Genomic DNA, 22,303 nt, shown 5'->3' with positions numbered 1-22,303 from the left:
CCAGTCGCGCGATTGTGTCATGAAGCTCTCCCTTTGGGTTGCTCGCCCAAACCGCGAGCGGAGAGGATGGTTCCGCCTGGACTATGGCAGGTTCGGCCAGAGGCGCTGCCGACGCGCGGATTGACCGCCGACGCGACGGTCACTTCTTGCTCTGGCCCGAGGCATCGGCCAATGCCGGGTTCACCAGCTTGCTGCGGACGTCCCGCGCCATTCGCAGGTGCTCCAGCACGGCCGGCAGGATATCGGAGGCGAAATGCTGGACATCCGGATCCCGGCCGGAGCCGATCTCCCATTCAAGGAGTTGCACAGTCTTCTGATGGTCGACGATCTGGCCGCTGATGTAAGCCAGATCGAATTCGACCAATGCCAGCTTCTGCCGGCAATGGCAGCGGCGAAGGGAGGCCGCTGATAAAGGTGCAGTGTGGGATACCGAATGGATCCGACGAGACACATGTCGTGCCAGGTATAGCGGCTGCGACGCAGGGAGCCATGTCGGAGGGGGCAAGTGTGCGAAGGGATCGTCTTTGTCTGCGGCTACTTTGTACCCGCCAGCCCTGCTGACAGCAAACGAGCGTTCATCGACACGGTTTCGCCTATCGGTGAGATACTGGCGACACCTCCTCTACTCCTCTGCCTCCATAATCTTGTCGAGAACAGCTTCAGGTGCCACGTCGCGCTTCAGTTCCTTCAATTCATCGTCCGCTTCCGTGGCAACATTCATGCGCTTGGCAATCTCCTCGACCATCTTGATGAGCTTGGTCGTCTCGTGTTCGTTGAGCAGGCTGACCTGAAGATCGAGGTCTGCTCTCGCATCGTCCTCAGCGGCCATCCGGTTCTGGTTGATGAGCACGAAGGTGGACAAAAAGATCGCCTCCACGGATGCAATCATCGCCAGGATAACCAAGGATGGGTCCCAAGGCTGAACAAAGCCGACGGGCTTGATATTGAGGACGATCCAGCCCCCAAAGAAAACAAGATGGATATAGACGAACATCATGCTGCCTGCGAACTGGCTAATTGCTCCCGCGGCGCGTTGCTCCGCAGTGGCAGCGTTCGCATCGCGCTTCCGTCGTTGAACGATTGCTTCGATGTTGCGGGCCAAGGCAGGAGCGAGGCCGTCCGCGGGTGGTGTGGTTGGGGTGGCGGATCCCATGTCATTGCCTGAGGTGTTTGGGCGCATAGCTCTCTCCGTGTCTCCACCTGACCCACTTAACTGGTCGGTTGGCGTTTCGATCCATGCAGCCTCAGGAGCGCTGACGGACCTTCATCACGAATGGCTCACCCAATGAGACATACCTATCAGAGGTGTTCGGTAAGCGAGACGGTCAACGCCGCAAATGGGCCTGGCGACTTGCCGGTCGAAGGCCGCGATAGGATACGCGGATGAGGAGTCGCTAGCGAAACGGGAGGTTCTGATGGTAGTGGAGGCTGATGCAGTTGTGCAATCCGAAACGACATGGAGCGCTTCAGGACACTCTCCGACCAGACAAGGATCGCCTGCCGAGAGCGTCGCCAGATCGATGGATTTCAGCCCGGGGAGCGCTTTAAAGCGGGCGAAGTTCGAACCGTATAACTGCCTCTGCTATTGGTCGCTCCTCGTCGCGTATGATGAAAGCGAGTTCGCACTCATTGCCGTCATGGGGGAGTGTCTCTCTCGCTATTTCGGTCAAAGCCTTTACAGCTTCATCTGTAGCGGTCTCCGTATCGGGAAGTTCGCTCCCCTCGTTGTCTTCAGTAACGTTTCCATTTTCAGTAAGATCAAAAAAGAAGCGTGCCATGTTCGTGTATCCGTTCGGGGCCTTTCTGTCCGAACCTTGGCGATTTCAGAAGGTTCCAAGCTGGATTTTGTTGTGAGGCAGGATTTTTTTATCGCGTACGATCGCAATCGAGTTTCTGGTCCAAATCGTGCGTTGGCCTGACGTTCAGTCCGCGGTGGCATGAGCGCCTCATTTCCTTGGAGCATGTGTCGTTGGATCAGGCCCACTCAACCCAGGCACAGTCGCCGGCGGCAATCCAAGTCAGGCGGGCGGAACATAACGATCTGGCTGACGTTTGTGCCGAGGATCGGCCCGACAGGAGGACTGCATGGCAGCCCCACGAGCAGTTTGGAAAGGGATTTTAAAAGTCGGGTCCGTGTCGTGCGGAGTGAAGCTTGTGGGTGCAACCAGCGAGGCATCGAAAATCCACTTCAAGATTTTGAATCGGAAAGATGGATTGCCTGTCAAGGCTGCCTATGTTGACGAAGAGACGGGCGATGTCGTCGATAGCGAAAACCAAGTCAAAGGCTACGAGGCAGACGCGGGCGATTTCATCAAGGTCGAACCGGACGAGATCAAAAAGCTAAAGATGACGTCTGAGCACACGCTTGAGGTCGACGAGTTTGTCGCCATCAAGGATATCGACACGCGCTACCTGGAAAAGCCTTATTACCTGATCCCTGCCGACGGTGCTTCCACCGAGGCCTTCTCCGTGCTGCGCGAAGCGATGGCCAAGGGTGTGGCGGCGCGGTCCTGCGTGGTGCTGTACCAACGCGGGCGCGAAGTCGTGATACAGCCCTATGGCAAGGGAATGCTGCTTACCGAGTTGCGGACCCATGACGAGATGATCTCGGAAGAGACTATATTCAAAGACCCGAAAAGCTTTCTTCGAATTATGACAAAACGACTCTGTGCCTGGATCAGAAAAGATCGATTGGCCGCCCGGGCTCGGGGCTACCGCCCGAGTCATTCGCGCGGTGCAGGAGCATAGTAAGCAGCTTCTTCAGGTGAGAGCGATCCGGCTGCCGCGATGCTGTCCACCATCTCGAGCACAAGGTGCGGCGCAGCATGATGAACCATGTGACCGGCACCCGCGACGATGCGCATCATCGAGCCCGGTAGGACCGCGTGCAAATGTTGGGAATGATAGTTGGTGTCGAGCAGGCTGTCCGCGTCCCCGGCCATGATACCTATCGGCGCGTTTGTCCTCCCTGCGGTCTTGGGAGCCAACGCGGCAACGGGGATCAGCAGACCAGATTCCGCGGCAGTCGTTCGCAAGTGCGACGGTGCGCTGACCAGATCTCGCAAAGCATTTGAAAACTCTGGCGGGACAGGTTGCGGCCCAAACAGGCGGCGCATCAAAACGGGCCAGATCAGCCTGACGACAGGCGGCAGGATGGTGTGGCAAATGATGGTTCCCACGATTGGCAGTGCCGGCAGGGCGGCAAGCATGGCATCGAACCTTGCGGAGGGGAAATGATAGCCGGAGAGGAGAACCGCGCCACCAATCTCGTCCGGATACCGGGCCGCCCACTGGAGGGCGATCGATGCCCCCCAAGAACGATGGGATTGTCTGCCCCGATCCTCTGCGTGGCGCTCTGGAGCAGATCTGCCTGGGCCGCGGCGGTCCATAGGCGACCGCGCGGCCGAGTACTTCCGCCAAACCCGGGGCGGTCGAATACAATAACGCGATAACGCTTGGCTGCTTTGTCGACTAGACCGCTGGTTTGGAAGTCCTCAGCGGCGGAACCGTTCCCATGCAGGAGAACCAGGTCCCTGCCGCTTCCAGCCTCGACATATCGAAGGCGGACACCGTCGACCTCTATGGTCCTTCCTTTCGCGCGGACGGAAAGCGCTTGCTTGGTCGCTGCTCGATTGTTCAACGCTAGCAAGGCCACCGCCGCAACCAGGCCGCCGACCCAGACGCGTGATGATCGTTTCAGTGAGAATTGAAACCGGAAAGACAAGCTGCCGTGCTCCTTGCGTAGGTTGCGGCGACTGGCGAATCGCCGCTGGGACGTCGCACCCAAAAGGCTCACCGTTTTCGCCATCCGAACTGAGACGCCACAAGGTTGTTCCGGCGCCTGATCGCCTGACCTTCGAACGAGGCTACGGGCTTAGCTCGGCCTAGGGCTCCTCGAGATTGAGCCCGCGGAAGGTCGAATGACAGCCGGGGGAGGCGTTAGTCTTGCCAGCCGTTTCCACAGACTGGATAGCCAAAAGAGCACCGGTGACGAGTAACCCTTGGGCTCCAAACATGGCGACGTGCTCGCGTTCAACTCGCACGATCAACCCACGCAGGGGGTCTTTAAATCTAAGGGAGCTAAAAAAGTTTTGGCTGATGGAACATCGCGCGGTTCAGCGTGTTTGCTTTCGACGAAAATGGAGAAATCAGGCCGTGAACAGCGTCATTTATCTCATAGGTCTCGTTGTCGTCGTGCTGGCAATTCTCTCCTTCCTCGGTTTTCACTAGGAGCCATTATGCAACGCGAAGGCGATCCAGGACGTCCAGCATCCGATTTCGATACGGCAAAGAGCGAGCTCTCCGACCGGCTCCAGGAAGAAACCCAAAATGCCACCCGGTTGATTCACGACGCCAGTGACGAAGTCGTCAGCAAAGCTGGCGAGTACGCGTCGGAAGCGCAGGAGGCTTTGTCAGGGAAGGCGCAGGAAACGCAGCGCGACATGAGCGCGAGCTTAGCCGCTTTTGGGGGCGCGTTGCGGGCAGCAAGTGAGCATCTGGCCAACAGCGATCAAGCCACCGTTTCGAAGTTCGTGCTTACTGCCGCTGGCGGGCTGGAGCGCCTCTCGTCCTCTTTGCGGGACAAACCAGTCGAACAAGTCTTAGGCGAGGTCAGGTCCTTCGGGCGCGAAAACTCTGGAGTGCTTATCGCCGGGTCGGTTTTCGCCGGTTTGGCTCTGGGACGCTTCATCAAAAGCTCGCAACCCGCTGATTCGAGCGAAGCGGACGGTCGGCTGAAAAGCAGTGGCGCCCCAAAGACTGTAACGCGCCCGAAGACCACAGGCAGCTCTCCACGGGACGACCTCACGTCATAACGAATGCAGCCACTTTCTTGGCCGAGCACGGAGCATGACCGATGAACAACGATCAGGACGGCCGCAGTCTCGCGAGCCTTGTGAGCGACCTTACACAGCAAGTGACGACCCTGCTACAGACCGAAACAAGGCTTCTGCGGGCCGAAATATCCGAAAACGTCAGCAAAGCCGGGCACGGCGTGGTCGAAGTCGTAGGCGGTGCCGTGTGCTTGCTGGCATCGCTGGTGGTACTGCTCCAAGCGCTCGTGATCGCTTTGGCTAAGGCGGGTCTGGGGGCCGGGTGGGCCTCGCTGCTCGTCGGTGTCGTCGTGGCGATCCTGGGGGTGATTCTCCTTCGCACGGGAATGGCCGGCATTGCGCCTTCCGGATTGGCTCCTGACCGCACACAAGAACAACTCAACAGCGATGCGCGTGTGATCAAAGGACAAATGAGATGAGCGAGAAATCGGCAGCCGAACTCGAACGCGAAGCCGAGATTGCCCGCGCAGCGGTCGTCGATACCGCCGAATCCATCCGCAGCAAAATGACACCCGGTCAGTTGATCGACGAATTCACCGGGTTGTTTTCTGGCGGCGCAGGGACCGCCGCCCTCAGCAGATTCCAGACCCAAGTCAGCGACAACCCTTTGGCCCTGATGCTGGTTGGGACCGGCCTGGCTTGGCTGATGCTTGGCAGCGGTGCTTCGGCGGGTGGCTCTCCTGCAACCCAGGCTGTCAACAATCAGGCCGACACGGATGGGGGGACGTTCGGGGTCAGCGATGTGACGGGGGCTGCGGAAGGGCCGAGTTCCGGACAAGAGATCCCCAATGGTGGACCATCGGCGGTCGCAGAGATGCTCTCGGATGCCGGCGCGACCGCTGGCTCGATTGCGAGCAATGCAAGCGAAGCGGCCGCAACTGCGGCTGGCGAGACCAAGGATAAGGTTGTAAACACCGTGGGGCAGCTTGGCTCCAGTGCGAGTGATATGGCTGTGCAGGCGAGTCGAACCGCGCAGGAACTATTTGAGCGCGAACCACTGGCACTTGCCGTCCTCGGCCTGGCGGCGGGTACGGCTATAGGCGTGCTTCTGCCTCGCACAACCATGGAAGACGAGCAACTCGGCGGCTACCGCGACAAACTACTTGGCAGCGCCAACAGTGCTTTAGAGGACGGCGTGGAGCAAGCGAAAGAGATCGCTGCCGAAGCTTACGAGACAGTCAAGAGCGAGGCGGACCGGCAGGGCTCGAGCGGCACCGCCGACACGTTAGCCGGTAAGGTCGGTGAGGTCGTCAAGGCCACCGCAAAAACTACCGAAAAGGCGGTTCGAGATCGACTTCCCGAATCGGATCAGTCCTCCACGGCCAAGCCCTAAGCCATCTGCAGGGTGCCAGGGCAGCGGTCAAATTGAACTTAGAGACACCCGTCGTGAACAAAACCGCGCGCCGACGGTTTGATTGCATGGAAACTGAGACACTGGTCGGCTATCTCGCGGCACTATGTTCGATGGTGAGCTTTACGCCGCAAGCCTGGAAGATCATAAAGACGCGAGACACGGGCAGTATCTCCGCGCCTATGTATGCGATTACGGCAGCAGGGTTCGCCCTCTGGCTCATCTTCGGGTCCATGAAAGGCGAGTGGCCGATCATCATCACAAACGCCGCCTGTCTCGTTCTCTCGGCATTCATTCTTCTGATGACGCTCCTTCCTCGCGCGAAGAAGGACGCGGTCGCGGACGTGCTGGATCCCGCTGCCTCAAGGACTGAGCGATGATCTTCGTTTGGTTGCGTTCTGAGGTTTACGAGGCGCTCAGCGGTGGCAGCCAGGAATGACGCGCTCATGTCGGGAGTTCTCTTGTGGTTTCAGACGATGAAATCCGTCCTGGCGAATCATACGACTGCCTGGTCATCGGCGGCGGACCGGCCGGCCTGACCGCCGCGACCTACCTGGGGCGTTTTCGGCGCCGGATCGTCCTTGTGGATGCCGGCCAAAGCCGCGCAAAGTGGATACCGGTAACCCACAACTGTCCCGGGTTTCCTGACGGTATTGCCGGTGTTGAGCTGCTTGATCGTCTGCGGCAGCAGGCACTGCTGAGCGGAGTCGATCTCGTGGACGATACGATCCACGACATTAAGCGGGGTGGGACCGATTTCATCGCCACGGCATCGGTTCCCATTCGGGCTCGCGCGGTGCTCATGGCCACCGGTATTGTCGATACGCTTCCAGACACGCCCGACGCCGCCGATATGATCAAGGCCGGCACGTTGCGGCTGTGTCCGATCTGTGACGCCTACGAGGTCATCGACGGACGGGTTGCGGTGATGGGCCCGGCAGATCACGCAATGAAGATGGCGTTGTTTATGCGAAGCTACACAAGTGACGTCACCATGTTGGTCGAGACGACAACTCGATTCGACCCCGCCGCCGACGCCTTGCTCAAAAAGGCTGGAATCAAGGTGCACGCGTGCCTCCCGGGCTCGATCCGCTCTGCCGGCCATCAGGCGACCATCAGGCTCGTTGCCGGAAACACGCTGTCTTTCGATACCATCTATCCCGCATTGGGCTGCACGATGCGATCGAAGCTGGCCACCAACCTCGGCGCGGAATGTGACGAAATCGGCAATCTTGTCGTGGATTCGCGCCAGCGAACCGCAATTGCGGGCCTCTACGCCGCAGGCGATGTGGTTGACGAAATCAACCAGGTCGCGGTCGCCTTCGGACACGCGGCGATCGCCGCAACCGATATGCACAGCTATCTTGCGCAAAACGAGTGAACAGGTCCGCCCTCGTTCAGTCGTTCAGTCGTTCAGTCGTTCAGTCGTACAGGATGGCGCGTGGCGCAGCCCTCGCGGGGATATTCGTCGCTTCCCCGGCATCCTGGTGCCCCCCATTGGCGCCGTAAGAGCCTCAATGCGGCATTGGCGAGACAACACCTATTGTGTGCGCATTCAGGCACTGCCGTCGATGCCGCTTATTCGCAACCGACGGGGTGCCGGCGTCTGCTGGGGAAAAACGGCGGAACAAACAAGGAGCCGCCTCGTTTGAACGGGGTGCCGCCCGGCGCGCTTTCAAGCAGGAGATGAGGATGGCAACCAAGAAAGCTTCGCAGACAAAGGGACTTGAGGATCTCTTCCACGACGGCTTGAAGGATATCTACTACGCCGAGCGCAAAATCCTTCCGCCTTGAAGAAGATGGCGAAGGGAGCTGAATCCGAAAAGGTGATTGCTGCCTTTGAGAAGCATCGAGGTGAGACGGAAGGCCAGATCGAGCGCCTGCAGCAGGTGTTCGAGATCTTCGGCAAGCGGGCACAGGGAAAGACCTGCCCGGCAATCGACGGCATCATAGAAGAAGGGCAGGAGATCCTGGAGGACTTTCAACAGGCTCCAGCCCTGGATGCCGGGCTCGTGGCCGCCGCGCAAGCCGTCGAGCATTATGAGATCGATCGCCCGATATGGAACGCTGATCACCTGGGCCGGTTTGCTTGGGCTGAAAAAGGCCGTTCCGCTGCTTGAACAGTCGCTCAAGGAGGAGAAGGCGACCGATGAAGCACTGACGCAACTCGGGGAGGCCGGTGTGAACGAGAGAGCGATGCAAAAGGCGGCCTAGATATCCGCACTGGATCACGCCGAGGAGGTCCGTCATGGATGTCCGGCAACCCATGCCGCTTGACCAAGCATCGGCCGCGCCTATGTCCGCGGAACCGGCGTCGAGCAAAAGACAGCTCCTGTTCGAACGTCGCACCAAAGCTGTTGAGATCGATGAGATCGACCCAGGCGACGGCCGGGTGATCAACCATGATGGCGAGCAACTCGCTATCAGCGAGGCGGCAGACGGTTCGAGTGCCGGCTGCATCGACGGTTGGAACCCGGTCGACCGGATATGGTACTGGTCCTGCCACAGATGGGGATTCGACGAACAAGGCGTGCTGCCGGCAAACAGGCCGCCGGCGGCTCGAGCGACGCCGCAGGCCGGGCTCACGGGATGAAGATCCTCGTCACCGGCGCTACAGGTTTGATAGGCGCCTCACTATGCGCGCGCCTGGAGGCGGAGGGACACGAAGTACGGCGCGTGCTCCGCCGCTCCCGACCTGCCGGCTCTTCGAAAAGTTCGGACGTCATTTTGGACATGACGGAGGCGGTCCGACCGGAGGACTGGAGTTCGCCTCTTTCAGGCGTCGATGCCGTCGTCAACTGCGCCGGCGTTCTGCAGGACAACGCGCGGGAAAAGGTTCAGGAGGTCCATGCCATCGCCGCTTCCGCTCTCTTCAGGACCTGCGAACGGGCCGGCATCAAGACGGTCATCCATTTCTCGGCGATCGGTGTCGACCGCGATCAGCTGTCCGCCTTCTCCGCCAGCAAGCTGGCCGGCGACAAGGTATTGATGGCGCTCGATGTCGGCTGGGTGATCCTGCGTCCCTCGGTGGCGCGGCGCGGCGTCTTTGGCGCAAGCGCATTGTTGCGTGGGCTAGCCGCGCTGCCATTGTTGCCGGCCATGCCCAATACCGGTCGCCTGCAAGTCGTTCAGCTCGATGACATTGTCTCCACCGTTCTTTTCTTCCTCCTGCCCACGAGTCCTTCTCGCTTGACGCTGGAGCTTGCGGGGCCGGAGGCGCTCACCATGACAGAGCTCGTCAGTCGTTACCGCCAGTGGTTTGGATGGAAGAAGGCAGCCATATTCACCTTGCCCGGCTGGGTGGCGAGAGGCCTCTATCGTCTGGGCGATCTGGCTGGATGGCTCGGCTGGCGACCGCCGATCCGCAGCAATGCGCAAAAAAGAAATCACGCGAGGCGCTGTCGGTGATCCGCAGCCCTGGATTGTGACGACAGGCATTCACCCGGCAAGCCTCGCATCAGCACTTGCGGCCGATCCGGCAACGGTCCAGGAGCGATGGTTTGCCGGGCTCTATCTCATCAAGCCCGCGATCTTCGTTGTGCTGCCATTCTTCTGGATCATGACCGGCATCATCTCGCTCACGACAGGCTGGCGTAATGGCGTCGAACTGCTGATCGGCACTGCGGTGGCGCCCCACGCCGAGGCCGCGGTCGTGGCCGGTGCAATCGCCGACGCGGCTGTCGGCGCTCTGATCGCGTTCCGGCCGACAAGCCGCCCGGGTCTTTGGGGTGCGATCGCGATCTCGCTGTCCTACGCCATCGCCGGCACCATCCTGCGCCCGGATCTCTGGAACGAGCCACTCGGCCCGCTGATGAAAATCCTGCCGATCCTCGCCTTGCACTTCGTTGCGCTGGCGATCTTGGACGAGCGCTGATGCTTTATTTCGTGGTCAAATATCTGCACGTCATCGGCGCAGCCGTGCTGCTTGGGACAGGGGCGGGGATTGCCTTCTTCATGCTTCTCGCTCACCGGACCGGCAATGCCGCAACAATCGCGGCAGTTGCCCACATCGTGGTTGTCGCTGATTTCCTCTTTACCGCGACTGCCGTCGTCGCGCAGCCGATCACCGGCGTGGCCCTCGCCTGGCAGGCTGGCTATTCATTGAGGGAAGGATGGATCGTGCTGTCGATTGTGCTCTATGTCGTGACCGGCCTGTTCTGGCTGCCGGTCGTTTGGATGCAGATGGAGATGCGCAATCTGGCGACGCGCGCCGCCACATCTGGCGACCCGCCGCCGGAGCGGTACAACAAGCTGTTTCGGTTGTGGTTTGTCTTCGGTTTTCCTGCCTTCGCCGCCGTGCTCGCCATCTTCTGGCTCATGATCACGCGTCCCCTCATCGTTTTGTTCGATTGACGGTGACAAGAGCTTCGCTGGCCACTGATGGGCAGCAGGTCCTTTGGCCAGGTGGTGAGTTCGGGAACCAACACGGCTTCTCACCCTGAACAGAAGGCGCGACGCCATAGGTGCTTTCCGACGATTGGAGGGAGAAAGCGTTGCCATCAGCCTAAGCTGGAGAATGACACTAGCCGCGAGCGCCGTTACCGTCTGACCCCCTGGCGCGACTGGAGCCCCGGGTAGAACCGATCTGTTCGCTCTGTGCTCCGCTGTCCACGCGGGGGGAGCCAAGCATGGGTTCCTCACCCATCGGCTCGCCCGCGACCGTCGTGAACTCTCCGTTGCCGTCAATGGATTTGCCGCTCGACCAACGGCCCTCGGGCGGCGGCACGCCGTCGACGAAACAGTTGACGAAAGCATAGCTGACGTCGCGAAGTTCCTGTTCCTGGGGGAAGGAATTGGGAACCGGCAGTGAAGCCGCGAGCCCGCCCATGTCCTCGATGGCTGCTAACCATTGCTGCTGGTGCATCGTGTCGCGGGCGATCAGGAACGACAGCATCTCCTTCATGCCGGGATCGTCGGTCATATTGTAGAGGCGTGTGGCAAGCACTCTGCCACTGCTTTCCGCCGTGACATTGGCGATCATGTCGGCGGCGAGATTGCCGCTGGCGTAGACGTGTGAAGCATTGAAGGGCACGCCGTTTGAATTTTCCGGCAATGCCGCGAGTCCGGTGGAAAGGATGTGGCGGAAGTTCATGCCGTTCAACACGGAGCCGCCGATCGTATCGGCTGAAATGTCTTCTTGCAAAGACAGCGGCGCCCCTTCCAGATTCAACGCCACGGCCGTCGCGAGCTCTCGATGTGGGCGAGTTCCTCAGTGGCGGTGTTCAGCAGCAGGTCCCGATACTTGCTTGGGCCGCGCGCGCCCCAGGCCTGGAAGAAGTACTGCAGCGCAACTCGTATCTCGCCTTCGACGCCACCGATCGCCTGCTGCAAAGCACGAGCAAAGATCGGGCTGGGCGTTTCCACGCGCACAGGGAATTGCAATTTCTTGTCGGTGTAAAACATCTCATATTATCTCCGTTGATCTCGCCCAACCGACCGCAGAACCAGATGTTCCTTCTGTTCGACAGTATTTATCCTGACCATGTCGAGTTGGACGCGCGTGCGCGAAACGTGTGCAATCCGCTTCGGCAGGGCGCGGTTGTTTGGCGCAAGACCAAGATGAAGCGACCCGCGGGGTGATCGCCTTCACCCCGCCCTCAAGGCGGCCCTGGTGCCCGGTTCGTCCCCCCTCATGGACCCCTCATGGCGTCAAGCAGCTTGGAAAGAAACGCTGCTAACGCTTGTTCAGGCTGAGCCGCCTCTTCGCTCAACATTTCGATGCCCCATCGACCCAGCACCGCCTCCTGGACGACGCTCGGGCTAGGCATGAATACGAACGATCTGGGGCGGTCGGTCTCATAGCCGGACAGCCTCCAGGTCTGCCACAGGCGGTGCAAAAGCAGGCGAATGTTCATATCCGACATGCTGTAGCCGATGAAAAGGATCGTCCGCCCCAATGCATCCGCGCGGAATTTCACATCCAGCGGTGAATCGAAGGACAGCCGGTCGAAATAGTCGGTCTCGGCCAGAATGAGGGAGGAGTCGTCGTCGAAGTCGCCGTGGTATTTGACGATCTGGGTGACCCCGTTGCTGGCTTTGGCGATGTCTTTTGCGTTTGCCACCTTCACGTAGTCGCGGCTATGGACTTCGAAGGCGACCTCGAGGTTGCGATCGTAGTTGGTCGTGTAGATGATCGGGAAGTCCAGTGCCACGATCAGGCGGTGGATCTCCGAACGTCTCACTTTCTCATGCGAGACACTCCAGTTCCGATCCATCCAGCTTCGCAGCGGTCCGATGGTGCCCCGCTTCAACCGGTAGAACTCCGCCAGGGTCTGGTAGCTGACGTCCGACGGCGCGATGATGCCGTCATCGATGCCCAGGTCCTCGACCAGATGATCGATGAGCTTACGCCAGGAGGGCAGGCCGACACTCATTGACACGCCAGCCCCAACGAACAGGATCGCGCGCCGCTCCCTGACGGAACGCGCGAGTTCCTCGATGGGGAAAGCATGGACAAACCTCCGACCGATAATCATCCCAACTACCGGGACGGTCGCCGGTTCCATTCTCGTGCAGGCGGTGACCCGCCGTGGGGTTTGCGACGCGCCGGGGAACAATCATCCGCATGGGGTTCGTAACGGGCGCAGCCGGAACAAAGCATTGTGCTCGCGGTTTAGCTCCGGCGCCGATCGCCAGCGGAGAAATGCATCAATGACAATCAAGGAGCCGGCACACTCGGGTAGGCTAGCCTGGCCGCACACAGCCAAGCGCGGCATGGACGAGCAGGACAGAAGCCAAGCAGAGGCTCGCGCCAGTCGGCATCCTGAAGCCGATCCTGTCGACGAATCGCGTAGCACCGTGAACTGTAACGAGCTACGGGCAAATCGCCAGACCCGCGAGAGAGCATGATGGCCAGGCCGGCCCCCACCGAACGATCCGGCCCGGTCCAGGATGTGGTAGACGATGGTCAACACCGAGCGGTCGGCCGAACCTTCGAAAGCTTCTTCATGGCCGGCTTTGAATGTTCCTCCCACAGGCGGAGCGACGGTGTCCGGCTCGATCTTGTTCGCGCTACCTCGCACAACATCCATGCCTTGGCGGACTACCGGAGCTGTGCCGAGCTCGGGCTTCGAACGATCCGAGACGGGTTGCGCTGGCACCTGATCGAAACGGCGCCGGGCATCTATGACTGGTCGAGTTGGGCGGCCATGATCGAAGCGGCTCGTGCCGTTGGCGTGCAGGTGATCTGGGATGTTTTTCATTACGGGTCGCCCGATCACATCGATCAGGGATCGCAGGAATTCATCGACGCCTACGCCGCTTTTGCCGCGGAGGCCGTGCGGTTCCATCGCTCCTTCACGGGCACCTCTCCGCTGCTTTGTCCAATCAACGAAATCTCGTTCTTTGCCTGGGCCGTCGAAGTCGGCTACTTCCCGCGTGTCGGCCCAAAGAAGCGCGGATGGTTCAAACGGCATCTCGTTAAGGCAGCGGTCGCGGGCATCCGTGCAATGCGACAGGCCGACCCCGACTGTCGATTCGTCTGGGCTGAGCCGCTGATCCATATCGCGCCTCGCGACGGCAGCCGAGCGGAACGGCAACGCGCGCAGAACGCCCGGCGAGGTCAGTTCGAGGCGTATGAGATGCTGATGGGACAGGTCGAGCCTGAACTGGGCGGCAGCCAAGATCTTGTCGACGTGATTGGCCTGAACTTTTATCCTCACAACCAATGGTATCTAAACGGTCCGACCATTCCCATGGGCCACCATGAATATCAGGCGCTGTCCGAGATGTTGCTCGAGGTCGCTCACAGGTTCCGCAAGCCGATGTTCATTGCTGAAACCGGGTCCGAAGGATCCGCCGGGCCAGCATGGCTGCATTATGTCTGCGATGAGGTCCGCGCCGCGATGAAGCTGGGCGTCCCCATCCAAGGCATTTGCATTTATCCCGTGACAGCCTATCCGGGTTGGGACAATTCCCGCCACGCCGAAGTCGGCTTGTTTTCTACCGTGCACGCGGATGGTTCGCGCAGCATCCGGCAGCCAGTTGCGGACGAGCTGGCGCGCCAGCGCCTTCTGTTCGCGTAAGCCCGGCCATCACGCGTGCAGCATGGGCCTGTCGGGTAGAACGGCATCGCGTTCGGCTTCGTCCGGCAAATGGTTACGGCGCGAGCACAGCAAATGTCGGCGCCTCCAACGAAGCCGAGGCCGGCAGGGTCTTCTGTATCCTCGCGAATGTGGCCAAGGCCTGACCCACCACTTGATCCATGTTGTAATAACGGTAGGTCGCTAGCCGTCCAACGAACCAGACGTTTGGGCAGGCGTCCGCCATTGCCTCGTAGCGTTTGTACAGCTCCTCGTTTTCGGCTCTCGGAACAGGATAATAGGGATCGCCTATATCGGTCGGGTATTCGTAGGTGAGGCTGGTTTTCGGATGCCGTTGGCCTGTCAGATGCTTATACTCCGTGACGCGGGTGTAGTTTTCCGTCTGCGGATAGTTCACCACCGCCACTGGCTGGAATTGTTCGCAATCCACTGTCACATGGTCGAACCGCAAGGAACGGTAAGGCAGACGGCCGAGCCTCCAATCAAAATATTCATCAATCGGCCCAGTATAGATCAGCTGCCGAAAGCCGATCTTGTCGCGTATCTCGCCATAGTCGGTCTGCAGCATCACCTTGATTTCAGGCCTGTCCAGCATCCGCTCGAACATCCGCGTATAGCCGCCGGCGGGCATGTTCTGGAACGTATCGCCAAAATAGCGGTCGTCGCGGGTGGTGCGGGTCGGCACCCGTGCCGTTACGGATTTACTCAGTTGGGACGGATCCACGCCCCATTGTTTGCGAGTATAGCCGCGAAAGAATTTTTCGTAGAGTTCCCTGCCCACGGTGCTGACCACCACGTCTTCGGCGGTTCGGACCTCCTCCACCGTTTCTCGTCGCGAAGCGAAAAATTCTTCCAGTTGTTCGGAGGTGAGATCAAGTCCGTAGAGACGATTGATCGTGTCGAGATTGATCGGGATGGGCAGCAGTTTGCCGTCTACCGAAGAGAGGACGCGATGTTCGTAGGGCCGCCACGCCGTGAACTGCGACAGATAGTCGACGATGGATTGCGCGTTGGTGTGGAAGATGTGGGGACCATAGCGATGGATCAGGAGTCCCGCTTCGTCGTAGCAGTCATAGGCGTTGCCGCCGACATGATTTCTGCGGTCTATGAGCAGGACACTTTCGCGGCGTTGCGATGCAATGCGCTCGGCAAGCACGCTGCCGGCAAAGCCGGCTCCGACGATCAGCCAGTCGAACATCGTCAGGCTCTCCTGCGCAGCGGAACGACAGTTTTCATCGCCTGGACACCGTGGATGTGTGAGGTCATGGCATCCCAAGTGCGTTCCCACGACTTGTCGGCGAGATAGGCATCAACTGCCCTCACCTGCAGGTCTCTGGGGCGGGCAAGCATGCAGCGAAGCTTGGTCGCAATGTCGTCGGCGTCGACGATCTCGACGAGACCAGCCGCACCGTAGGTGCGAACGACATCAACGATCGCGGTGGAGATCACGGGCAGTCCGGCCGCAAGAAACTCGGGTGTCTTGGTTGGGCTGATGTATCGCGTTGCCTCGTTGAGCGCGAACGGCATCCAACCGACTGCCCAATGACGAAGATAGCTCGGCAGGTCGGCATAGTTCTTGGGCCCGAGCCAATGCAAATTGTCTGCCCGTGGCAGGGTCGCCGGATCGATCTTGACCACCGGCCCAAGCATGACGAACTGGATGTCGGGCATCGCGGCAGCCGTCTGGCCAACAAGGGCGATGTCGAGCCGTTCGTCGATCACGCCGAAATAGCCAACCCTTGGATGGGGAATGGCTGCCTGGTCGGATGGTTCCTCGCCCCCCTCTCTCGCCATGTTGAAATGAGCAGCGTCGATGCTGCTTGGAAACGCAAAGATCGAACGATGCTGACTGCGCTTTGCCTCATAGAGGCTTTGCCCGCCCGTGAAGACCAGATCGGCACGGCGGAACAGCGCTCTTTCCAGCTGTGCCAGTTCCGCGGGCGCGTCGCGGAAGGCGGACAACTCATCCATGCAATCGTAGACACACACATTGCAGCGCAGATGACTGCTGAAGCGCAGCGCCATTGGCGTGTAATACCACGCAATCAGCCGGTCATGAGGAACGGGTGCGACGAGTTCATTGACGAAGCTTCGCTGGATGGCGTCCACCTTTGTCGCGGATGTTCCAAGCGGGACGACCGGCGTGACAACCCTGATTGCCGGAGCTACGTCGTTCACGCGCATGAAGGGACCGCGGACATCTTCGAAGGCTGGTTCTTCGAAGTAAATTACCTGTTGCTGCCGGGCGGCGAGGGTCAGGAGGTGCTGTGGCCTTTGAAATACAAAATTCCATCGGAGATGTGAAAAGCAGATAACTACTGCATTGTACGCAATAGACGTGATTTTTTTTGTTTTTGCCGGCGCGATTTCCATATATTTTCCCTTTTAATACGAGTCAAGTCTCGAAGAATTAACCTAGGTTAATTTTCGACACTCCTGCCTGATGCTTTCAGTTCCATCTAACTTTCGATTTAGTAAGTTGTTCCCGCGGTATTAATTGATTTGCGTGGCCGATCATCGGCCTCAACGATCAGAGGTAGGGCCGCTCGACTGCTTCGCGGGCGGTCCGAATGCGGCACGAGATCCGCTGGAATTGGGACCACGGCGCCCTAACGTGGCGCTTTGTCACTCCTCGAGCTGTTGAAGGCCTGTGGGAAAATCGACACGTGTTAGCCGACGCTGCTAGAATAAGAGCGCCTCGAATCAGTTTGTTTGGACCTGGGTGTCGGAAGCTGAGAGAGGCTGTCGAGGTTTATGGACATGCAGATCAATTTTGAAACGCACGTCTTTCCGTTGTTTCACCCGCAGCAGGTGGACGACCTGAAAGATCCTTGTCCCGTATTCGACGGAACGCTCTGGCACATGTTCGGATCGAGCGGCACCGTCACGAGCGAGGAATGGAAGATACTGCACGCCACAGCGCCGGATCCGCGTGGCCCCTGGACCGAGCATGAACCGATCGCCTTGCCGATCACCGGCTCGGGTGTGGCGGCGCCCGGTGTCATCCACGAAGGCGGGGTTTTCCACATGTTCATCCAGACCGAATTCATGAAGTCGGGTGGGCGGTGCGAGCATGCGGTGTCTAATGATGGTTTCCACTGGGTTGTTTTGACGTCGGCGATATTATCCCTGCCGGACACCGATGAAGATGGCATCTACGATCCCCATCCGGCGGTCATCGGCGGCAAGCGCTACATCGTCTACTCGGGAATGCCGAAATTCAGCAGGGTCCCGCAACCCGACGTCTATCTCGCACGCAGCCAGTCCGACTCCTGGTTCGGACCATGGAAGCGCGCTGGCAAGATCCTGGACCACCTGGACGTTCCGCATCACAACGCACGCGAGCATCCCGACTATGAATGGGGCATCGAAGGCGCTCAACTGGTCGAGTTGCCGGATGGACGCGTGCTGCTCAATGCAACCTGCTTCCTGCCCGAGGGGCCGCGCGGCAGCCGCCAGCGTGTATTCTTCGCAATTGCCGATCGCGTCGAAGGACCTTACGTGTCCGTCGGCCCAGTGCTGGATCCGGGCGAGCCGGGAGAGAACGGGCACTCGACTGTGATGATAGAGGGCCGGCAACTGACGCTGTTCTATCAGAGCCGGCGCGAGGCAACGAATCACAGGTGGCGCTATGGGCTGGCCACGTGCGACCTGGATCAGCAGATTTTTTCAAACGTCGCTTAACCCAGCGCGCCCGGAAAGGCGCCATCACCGCGACGGACAACCGTCCCTACGCAGTGCTCGTTTCGATCGAGAGTCGCCCTCGGGGCCGACGGCCGATGCATTGCGCGCGATAGGACGGCTCAACTTATTCGCTGAATCCAAGTGAGCCCGAGGGCGGGATTCGGCACCTGACGCTGTCGGATCGGACGTGGAAGATCTGGCGGCGGTCGCAGCAATAGTGAGCATCCATCCCGAGAGTCCGGCTACTGTCGTGATGGACCGGACGAGGCGACGGGCGCCACTGGAAGCGCGCGCTTGTGTGCGGTGCCGGCGTGCGCTTGAAATATGCGCGTGCGCGCTGCTTCGTCGATCTCCCGACCTTCAAGGAAATCGTCGATTTGATCGTAAGTTACGCCATAGGCATCTTCGTCCGGGCGAAGCGGAATTAGGTTCTCCAGGTCGGCAGTCGGAATCTTGGCAACTAATTGAGGCGGAGCGCCCAGATGCGCCGCCAAGGCGCGAACCCTACGCTTGTTCAACCCGGAAAGAGGAAGGATGTCGGCAGCACCGTCGCCGAACTTGGTGAAGAAACCCATCAGTGCTTCGGCCGCATGATCGGTACCGATGACCAGCCCTCGGGTGGCGCCGGCAAGCGCAAACTGGGCAATCATCCGCTCACGAGCCTTGATGTTGCCAAGCAAAAAGTCCTCTCCGCCGGCATCGCCGAGGTCGGTGCCCGCAAGCTTGATCGAATCCAGCATCGCGTCGGCGGCGGGCTTGATGTCGACCCGGCGCACTTCGTCTGCTTGTATTGTATCCAGTGCCCGCTGCGCGTCGCTCTCGTCGGCCTGTAAGCCGTATGGAAGCCGAACGGCCAGGAATCTGGCCTCATATCCTGCCGTTCGCAGTTCCTCCACGGCCCGTTGCGCAAGAAGAGCGGCAGCAAGCGAATCTACGCCACCGCTTACGCCCAGAACGTAGGTGTTGAGATTCGAGGCACGCAGATAGGTGCCGAGAAAATCGATGCGTCGGCGCGTTTCAAGCGCGACGTCAAAACTGGACGAGACTCCCAATGCTCCTATAATCAGTTGTTGGTCGGTCATGCGAAGTTGCTCCTGACATCATAGCGTTCTGTCCAGTCGCATACCACAAGGTCGGTGGCGGTCACCGTCTCGGTCTGCCAGCTGAAGCGGTTCTCAAAAAGCGATGATGACGCGCCGGTAGCGCAAAAACGGTGATGTACATTGGCGGGCTCGACGTTGGGTCCCCTTAGGAGAAAAAGGAACAGCGACGAAGAGCCTCACAGGTTCCCGACCTCGGCCGGAATCCTGCTCGGGCTCAGGCTGGTTCTTCGAGGGAATCGTTCTGCATCAGTTGCTCCAGTGGCATCATATGGCGACCAGCCGGCTATCCCGCCGCAATCTTGAGAACCTTCGGTTCAACACGTCCCTCGATGGCTGGTTCCACGCCGGCACATACGTGTTCGTCGCATTAGGTCTCATTGTGCTATGGCGTGCGGCGCGCCAACCTCATCTCGGGTGGTCAGGAAAGTTGCTACTTGCAACGATGCTCATGGGCTTTGGCATATTCAACCTGGTCGAGGGAGTGGACGATCACCAGCTTCTCGGCACACACCATGTCAACGAAACCGTCCCGCGGTCCCAGTGGGTCTATTGGGACCGCGGGTTGTTTGATTTGGGGTGCGCTGATGCTGCTCGGCGGGTGGGCCTTGTCAAACGGCAAGCGGAAATCCTGGCTGTGGCAGCTATGAAGCGTTGGACTCTAGCGCTTATTTCAGGATGCCTTGGAACCGGATTGTAGCAGCGATGTTGTAGGCCTCTCGAGAACGCGGGGAACTGAAGGCGAACGGGCTCGGTATGAACGGCTCTCGGGCGAGCACGTGAAGGAGTGTGAGACGGGGGACAGGGCGGCCGCCATTGAGGAGGTGCAATCCCGCTCTCATGTCCGGCTTTCCTGGTTCAGGTCCTGGCCTTCCACAATCAACCCGCAAGGGGTTCGCTACGCAAGCGTGCGACCTCTGCGGCTGCGCCTTCAAGGTGACCGCGGCCATGCCCTGAACACGTCGGGCGCCTGTCGAGCGGGGATGGACCCCGCCCAAAGACGGGAGCCAAACGATGTCGCACAATTTCACCCTTGCTCAGCACCATGCCTTCAATCTCGCGCAGACCTTGATGGTCCCGGTCACGCTCTTCCAAGTCGATGGCGAGTTCGGCGTCATGGTGTCGAGCGAATATGACGGTGACAAGGGCACGGTGGTCCACGAATACGATCCTTACGAGTACCGCCCGGCTCACTAAGAGGGGATCGTTGCCTGCCACTTGCGCCCGACAGGGCGCAAGTGAGGCTTCGCCGCGTACACGCCCCGGCAATGACGACGAGGTCAACGGCCTCTATAGCACCACGCTGATGCGCACCGGTGCCGATTCCGAAATCGAGCTTGCCATGACGGTCACGCCGCTCGGAGCGATTTCGCGCCTCAAGCACGCGCTCGACGATTTCGAAGGAGAGCGCGAGCGCTATCGCCAGCGCCTCGCCGACGCCCGCCGCCGGCTTGCGTCGTACCAGTCCCGGGATGATAGTGCCGAGTTCGCCTTCGCGGGTGAATTGGCCGACAAGCGGCGGCAGCTTGCTGAGGTGGAGGCGGCACTGGCGACGGATATTGAAGGTGCCGGGGCGACCGACGCAATTGCCGCCTGATCGAATGTGCTGGCCGGTCACGCCTCGCGGCGTGGCCGGCCTTTCTTCTTGTTAACCATAACCGGCTGTCCTCGATCGCCGCTATCGCGACAGGCGGTTTTCATCGTCGATCAGGGTGAGACGGCAGGGCGCCACATCGCTCCATGTCCAGAGGACGAGATTAAGGCCGTCCTCCGTCGCTCCGGGGGCGAAGCTTCTGACGAGCAATCCATGATAGCCAGCCGCGACAAGTCTTCGTGCGAAGGCTTGCGTCTTCGCCTCTCCGGTTGCTTTCATCTGATCGCGCCAAGTCGTACCGGCGAGCCCCGCCGCATCCATCCCCTCCGCACGCAGGCGCTCATGGTCGCGGCTGTCAAAAACCGCCTCGATATCCGCATCATAAGACACGAGTGTCGTCGGCTGCAAACTGCCGGCCCGATTGGCTTCGCGCAACGCCGTCATGACCGACAAGGACATATAGAGCGCTTGCGTTCCTTTCCGGTTGAAACGGCCACCGTAAAGCTCCGCGCCACGGCCAGACATCCGCTCGCGTGCATAGATCGGATTCAGCGCCCGATAGAGTTCCCCCTTGAAATGCATCGACCGGATCAGGCGTGAACGCCGGCGTCGACCGCGTCGATATAGTCGAGCACGTCATCGGCGCGCCCATCACGGACCAGTTGCATCGCGGTCAGGCCGGAAAAGCCGGGCAGGGGCTCGGAGCGATACCAGGCATAGGCCATCAGCGCCGAGCCGAAGCGGGGCTCGACCTTGTTGACGATCTCCGACATCTCGCGCAGCCGTCGCTGCGTCTTGTCCGAGCCAATGCGGTCCTTGCGCTGGATGGCATCCTTTCCGAGACCGGCGGTTCGGGCGATCTCCTCGCTGGTAGTACGCAAGGCGTCTGCGATTTTGCGCGGTGAAAAAAGTCCGCCGTCAGCATATTGGGCAAGTCCCATGACGCTTACCTCCATTCCTGTATGTCAATAATTATGACGCAATATAGCGTCAGAATAGCGGGGTTCAATCCAAATTTGGGAAGAAGGCTGAGAAGGAAGGGGAGGGGAAAACCTGCTCGCAGATCGAGCGGACCGCTGACGCTTGCGCTCAACCGCGCCGCTCGCGATCCCGGCCACGTCGTCCTTCGCAGGGCTGTTAGCCCCGCTTGTCCTGCCGGGCAGGGATGCTCGGCCGCAGTTGCACCGGCCCGCTCGCTCCGCGGGCCGGGGGGTGTCTTCGAGAAGAAGACGAGAAAGGACGCAGCGACGGGCTGTGTCCGGCAACCCCGTAAGGAGCATTTCCATGGAACTGAAATTTGTCGATCCGCGCGCGCTGAAGGGCAACCCCCGACAAGGCGCGACGTTCCAAGTCCAGCCCGCAAAAACCAGCGCGCTGAAAGCGGCACGGGAGGCTTGGGAACGCGAAGGTTTTCGCGTCGTTGGTGGGGCGCTCGCCGGCAAGGCGGCCGAAGGCCTGGAAAAGGAAGCGGCAATCGCGGCGCGCACATTGGCGTCATGGGAGCTTCGGTGGGGGAGGGGTACTGACCTCCTCGACGGCAAGACCGTTTTCGTGATGGACGAGGCCGGAATGGTTGCGTCGAGGCAGATGGCGTTGCACAGGATCTGGGCCAGTTGTTGCGGATCTGCGGCGACAAAGGCGCTGTCCTCGACCGCGGCCGGCCTGGCGAAGCGGGCATTGTGAGCTGGTAGGTAGGTCTG

The 22,303-nt window shown here is 60.1% G+C and carries 20 protein-coding genes and 7 pseudogenes; 16 read left to right on the top strand and 11 right to left on the bottom strand.

Annotated elements, in window-relative coordinates; all coding sequences use genetic code 11:
* Positions 1 to 139: 139 nt before the first annotated feature.
* The 3 genes from FJ490_RS33450 to FJ490_RS32215 all read right to left on the bottom strand — a co-directional run bounded on the left by FJ490_RS33450 (position 140) and on the right by FJ490_RS32215 (position 1,778).
* On the bottom strand, positions 140 to 364 hold the full coding sequence (locus FJ490_RS33450; RefSeq protein ID WP_246673114.1) for a DUF4142 domain-containing protein: 225 nt from the start codon (positions 362 to 364) through the stop codon (positions 140 to 142).
* 258 nt (positions 365 to 622) lie between these two features.
* Positions 623 to 1,180, bottom strand: a complete 558-nt coding sequence (locus FJ490_RS32220) for a DUF1003 domain-containing protein (protein WP_140499474.1) — start codon at positions 1,178 to 1,180, stop codon at positions 623 to 625.
* 364 nt (positions 1,181 to 1,544) lie between these two features.
* Positions 1,545 to 1,778: a hypothetical protein gene (locus FJ490_RS32215; protein WP_140499472.1), complete on the bottom strand. Its 234-nt coding sequence runs from the start codon at positions 1,776 to 1,778 to the stop codon at positions 1,545 to 1,547.
* 307 nt (positions 1,779 to 2,085) lie between these two features.
* Here FJ490_RS32215 and FJ490_RS32210 point away from each other — a divergent pair, with 307 nt between their 5' ends.
* Positions 2,086 to 2,748, top strand: a complete 663-nt coding sequence (locus FJ490_RS32210) for a Ku protein (protein WP_140525819.1) — start codon at positions 2,086 to 2,088, stop codon at positions 2,746 to 2,748.
* On the opposite strand, the pseudogene FJ490_RS33445 reads toward FJ490_RS32210, so the two are convergent.
* Positions 2,724 to 3,808: pseudogene (locus tag FJ490_RS33445) on the bottom strand (alpha/beta fold hydrolase). The gene FJ490_RS32210 and the pseudogene FJ490_RS33445 overlap by 25 nt on opposite strands.
* 193 nt (positions 3,809 to 4,001) lie before the next feature.
* Here FJ490_RS33445 and FJ490_RS32190 point away from each other — a divergent pair.
* The 9 genes and pseudogenes from FJ490_RS32190 (at position 4,002) to FJ490_RS32150 (ending at position 10,536) form a co-directional block, all read left to right on the top strand.
* Complete coding sequence (locus FJ490_RS32190) at positions 4,002 to 4,814, top strand: hypothetical protein (RefSeq protein ID WP_181167750.1); 813 nt, start codon at positions 4,002 to 4,004, stop codon at positions 4,812 to 4,814.
* A gap of 41 nt (positions 4,815 to 4,855) precedes the next feature.
* Positions 4,856 to 5,251: a phage holin family protein gene (locus tag FJ490_RS32185; protein ID WP_140525824.1), complete on the top strand. Its 396-nt coding sequence runs from the start codon at positions 4,856 to 4,858 to the stop codon at positions 5,249 to 5,251.
* Positions 5,248 to 6,165 carry a hypothetical protein gene (locus FJ490_RS32180; protein WP_140525825.1) on the top strand — a complete coding sequence of 306 codons (918 nt, stop codon included), beginning with the start codon at positions 5,248 to 5,250 and terminating at the stop codon, positions 6,163 to 6,165. The genes FJ490_RS32185 and FJ490_RS32180 overlap by 4 nt, the downstream gene beginning before the upstream one ends.
* 53 nt (positions 6,166 to 6,218) lie before the next feature.
* Complete coding sequence (locus FJ490_RS32175) at positions 6,219 to 6,563, top strand: SemiSWEET transporter (RefSeq protein WP_224656178.1); 345 nt, start codon at positions 6,219 to 6,221, stop codon at positions 6,561 to 6,563.
* 83 nt (positions 6,564 to 6,646) lie between these two features.
* On the top strand, positions 6,647 to 7,564 hold the full coding sequence (locus tag FJ490_RS32170) for an NAD(P)/FAD-dependent oxidoreductase (RefSeq protein WP_140525826.1): 918 nt from the start codon (positions 6,647 to 6,649) through the stop codon (positions 7,562 to 7,564).
* Between the two features lie 311 nt (positions 7,565 to 7,875).
* Positions 7,876 to 8,397 (top strand): annotated as a pseudogene (locus tag FJ490_RS32165) (ferritin-like domain-containing protein).
* An 82-nt stretch (positions 8,398 to 8,479) separates the two neighbouring features.
* Positions 8,480 to 8,776 carry a hypothetical protein gene (locus FJ490_RS32160; protein ID WP_140525827.1) on the top strand — a complete coding sequence of 99 codons (297 nt, stop codon included), beginning with the start codon at positions 8,480 to 8,482 and terminating at the stop codon, positions 8,774 to 8,776.
* A pseudogene (locus FJ490_RS32155) lies at positions 8,773 to 10,057 on the top strand (SDR family oxidoreductase). The gene FJ490_RS32160 and the pseudogene FJ490_RS32155 overlap by 4 nt, the downstream one beginning before the upstream one ends.
* On the top strand, positions 10,057 to 10,536 hold the full coding sequence (locus tag FJ490_RS32150; RefSeq protein WP_140501403.1) for a DUF2269 family protein: 480 nt from the start codon (positions 10,057 to 10,059) through the stop codon (positions 10,534 to 10,536). Before FJ490_RS32155 ends, FJ490_RS32150 begins: the two are co-directional and overlap by 1 nt.
* A 169-nt stretch (positions 10,537 to 10,705) precedes the next feature.
* Here the strand turns inward: FJ490_RS32150 and FJ490_RS32145 are convergent.
* Together FJ490_RS32145 and FJ490_RS32140 are read right to left on the bottom strand one after the other, a co-directional pair.
* Positions 10,706 to 11,586: pseudogene (locus FJ490_RS32145) on the bottom strand (manganese catalase family protein).
* Between the two features lie 227 nt (positions 11,587 to 11,813).
* Positions 11,814 to 12,659, bottom strand: a complete 846-nt coding sequence (locus FJ490_RS32140) for an SIR2 family protein (RefSeq protein ID WP_140525835.1) — start codon at positions 12,657 to 12,659, stop codon at positions 11,814 to 11,816.
* Positions 12,660 to 13,031: 372 nt separating this feature from the next.
* Between FJ490_RS32140 and FJ490_RS32135 the strand changes: the two genes are divergently transcribed.
* Positions 13,032 to 14,207, top strand: coding sequence for a beta-glucosidase (locus FJ490_RS32135; protein WP_224656177.1), 1,176 nt, complete (start codon positions 13,032 to 13,034; stop codon positions 14,205 to 14,207).
* Positions 14,208 to 14,280: 73 nt separating this feature from the next.
* Here the strand turns inward: FJ490_RS32135 and glf are convergent, their stop codons facing one another.
* Both glf and FJ490_RS32125 read right to left on the bottom strand, forming a co-directional pair.
* On the bottom strand, positions 14,281 to 15,423 hold the full coding sequence (gene glf / locus FJ490_RS32130; RefSeq protein ID WP_140501399.1) for a UDP-galactopyranose mutase: 1,143 nt from the start codon (positions 15,421 to 15,423) through the stop codon (positions 14,281 to 14,283).
* Positions 15,424 to 15,425: 2 nt separating this feature from the next.
* The gene (locus FJ490_RS32125; RefSeq protein ID WP_140525829.1) at positions 15,426 to 16,598 is read right to left on the bottom strand and encodes a glycosyltransferase; all 1,173 of its coding nucleotides are present in this window, start codon (positions 16,596 to 16,598) and stop codon (positions 15,426 to 15,428) included.
* A 381-nt stretch (positions 16,599 to 16,979) separates the two neighbouring features.
* Between FJ490_RS32125 and FJ490_RS32120 the strand changes: the two genes are divergently transcribed.
* Entirely contained in the window at positions 16,980 to 17,909 is a 930-nt protein-coding gene (locus FJ490_RS32120; RefSeq protein ID WP_224684577.1) for a hypothetical protein, read from the top strand.
* A gap of 242 nt (positions 17,910 to 18,151) precedes the next feature.
* Here the strand turns inward: FJ490_RS32120 and nadE are convergent, their stop codons facing one another.
* Positions 18,152 to 18,991 (bottom strand): ammonia-dependent NAD(+) synthetase, encoded by an 840-nt coding sequence (gene nadE, locus FJ490_RS32115; protein WP_140525830.1) that lies wholly within the window; start codon positions 18,989 to 18,991, stop codon positions 18,152 to 18,154.
* Between the two features lie 156 nt (positions 18,992 to 19,147).
* On the opposite strand from nadE, the pseudogene FJ490_RS32110 reads away from it, so the two are divergent.
* The 3 genes and pseudogenes from FJ490_RS32110 to FJ490_RS32100 form a co-directional block, all read left to right on the top strand.
* A pseudogene (locus FJ490_RS32110) lies at positions 19,148 to 19,659 on the top strand (DUF2243 domain-containing protein).
* A gap of 364 nt (positions 19,660 to 20,023) precedes the next feature.
* Positions 20,024 to 20,206, top strand: a complete 183-nt coding sequence (locus FJ490_RS32105; RefSeq protein ID WP_140525831.1) for a hypothetical protein — start codon at positions 20,024 to 20,026, stop codon at positions 20,204 to 20,206.
* A gap of 94 nt (positions 20,207 to 20,300) precedes the next feature.
* A pseudogene (locus FJ490_RS32100) lies at positions 20,301 to 20,606 on the top strand (hypothetical protein); the annotation flags it as partial.
* An 81-nt stretch (positions 20,607 to 20,687) separates the two neighbouring features.
* On the opposite strand, the gene FJ490_RS32095 reads toward FJ490_RS32100, so the two are convergent.
* Both FJ490_RS32095 and FJ490_RS32090 read right to left on the bottom strand, forming a co-directional pair.
* The gene (locus FJ490_RS32095) at positions 20,688 to 21,185 is read right to left on the bottom strand and encodes an RES family NAD+ phosphorylase (RefSeq protein WP_140525832.1); all 498 of its coding nucleotides are present in this window, start codon (positions 21,183 to 21,185) and stop codon (positions 20,688 to 20,690) included.
* 8 nt (positions 21,186 to 21,193) lie between these two features.
* Complete coding sequence (locus FJ490_RS32090; protein ID WP_140525833.1) at positions 21,194 to 21,544, bottom strand: antitoxin Xre/MbcA/ParS toxin-binding domain-containing protein; 351 nt, start codon at positions 21,542 to 21,544, stop codon at positions 21,194 to 21,196.
* 421 nt (positions 21,545 to 21,965) lie between these two features.
* Between FJ490_RS32090 and FJ490_RS32085 the strand changes: the two are divergent.
* Positions 21,966 to 22,196: pseudogene (locus tag FJ490_RS32085) on the top strand (AAA family ATPase); the annotation flags it as partial.
* Positions 22,197 to 22,303 lie beyond the last annotated feature (107 nt).

It is taken from the genome of Mesorhizobium sp. B2-5-11, from assembly GCF_006440835.1.
Taxonomy (GTDB): domain Bacteria; phylum Pseudomonadota; class Alphaproteobacteria; order Rhizobiales; family Rhizobiaceae; genus Mesorhizobium.
The sequence above is the reverse complement of the archived record's forward strand: the minus strand, read 5'-3'. Positions and strand labels throughout refer to the sequence as shown.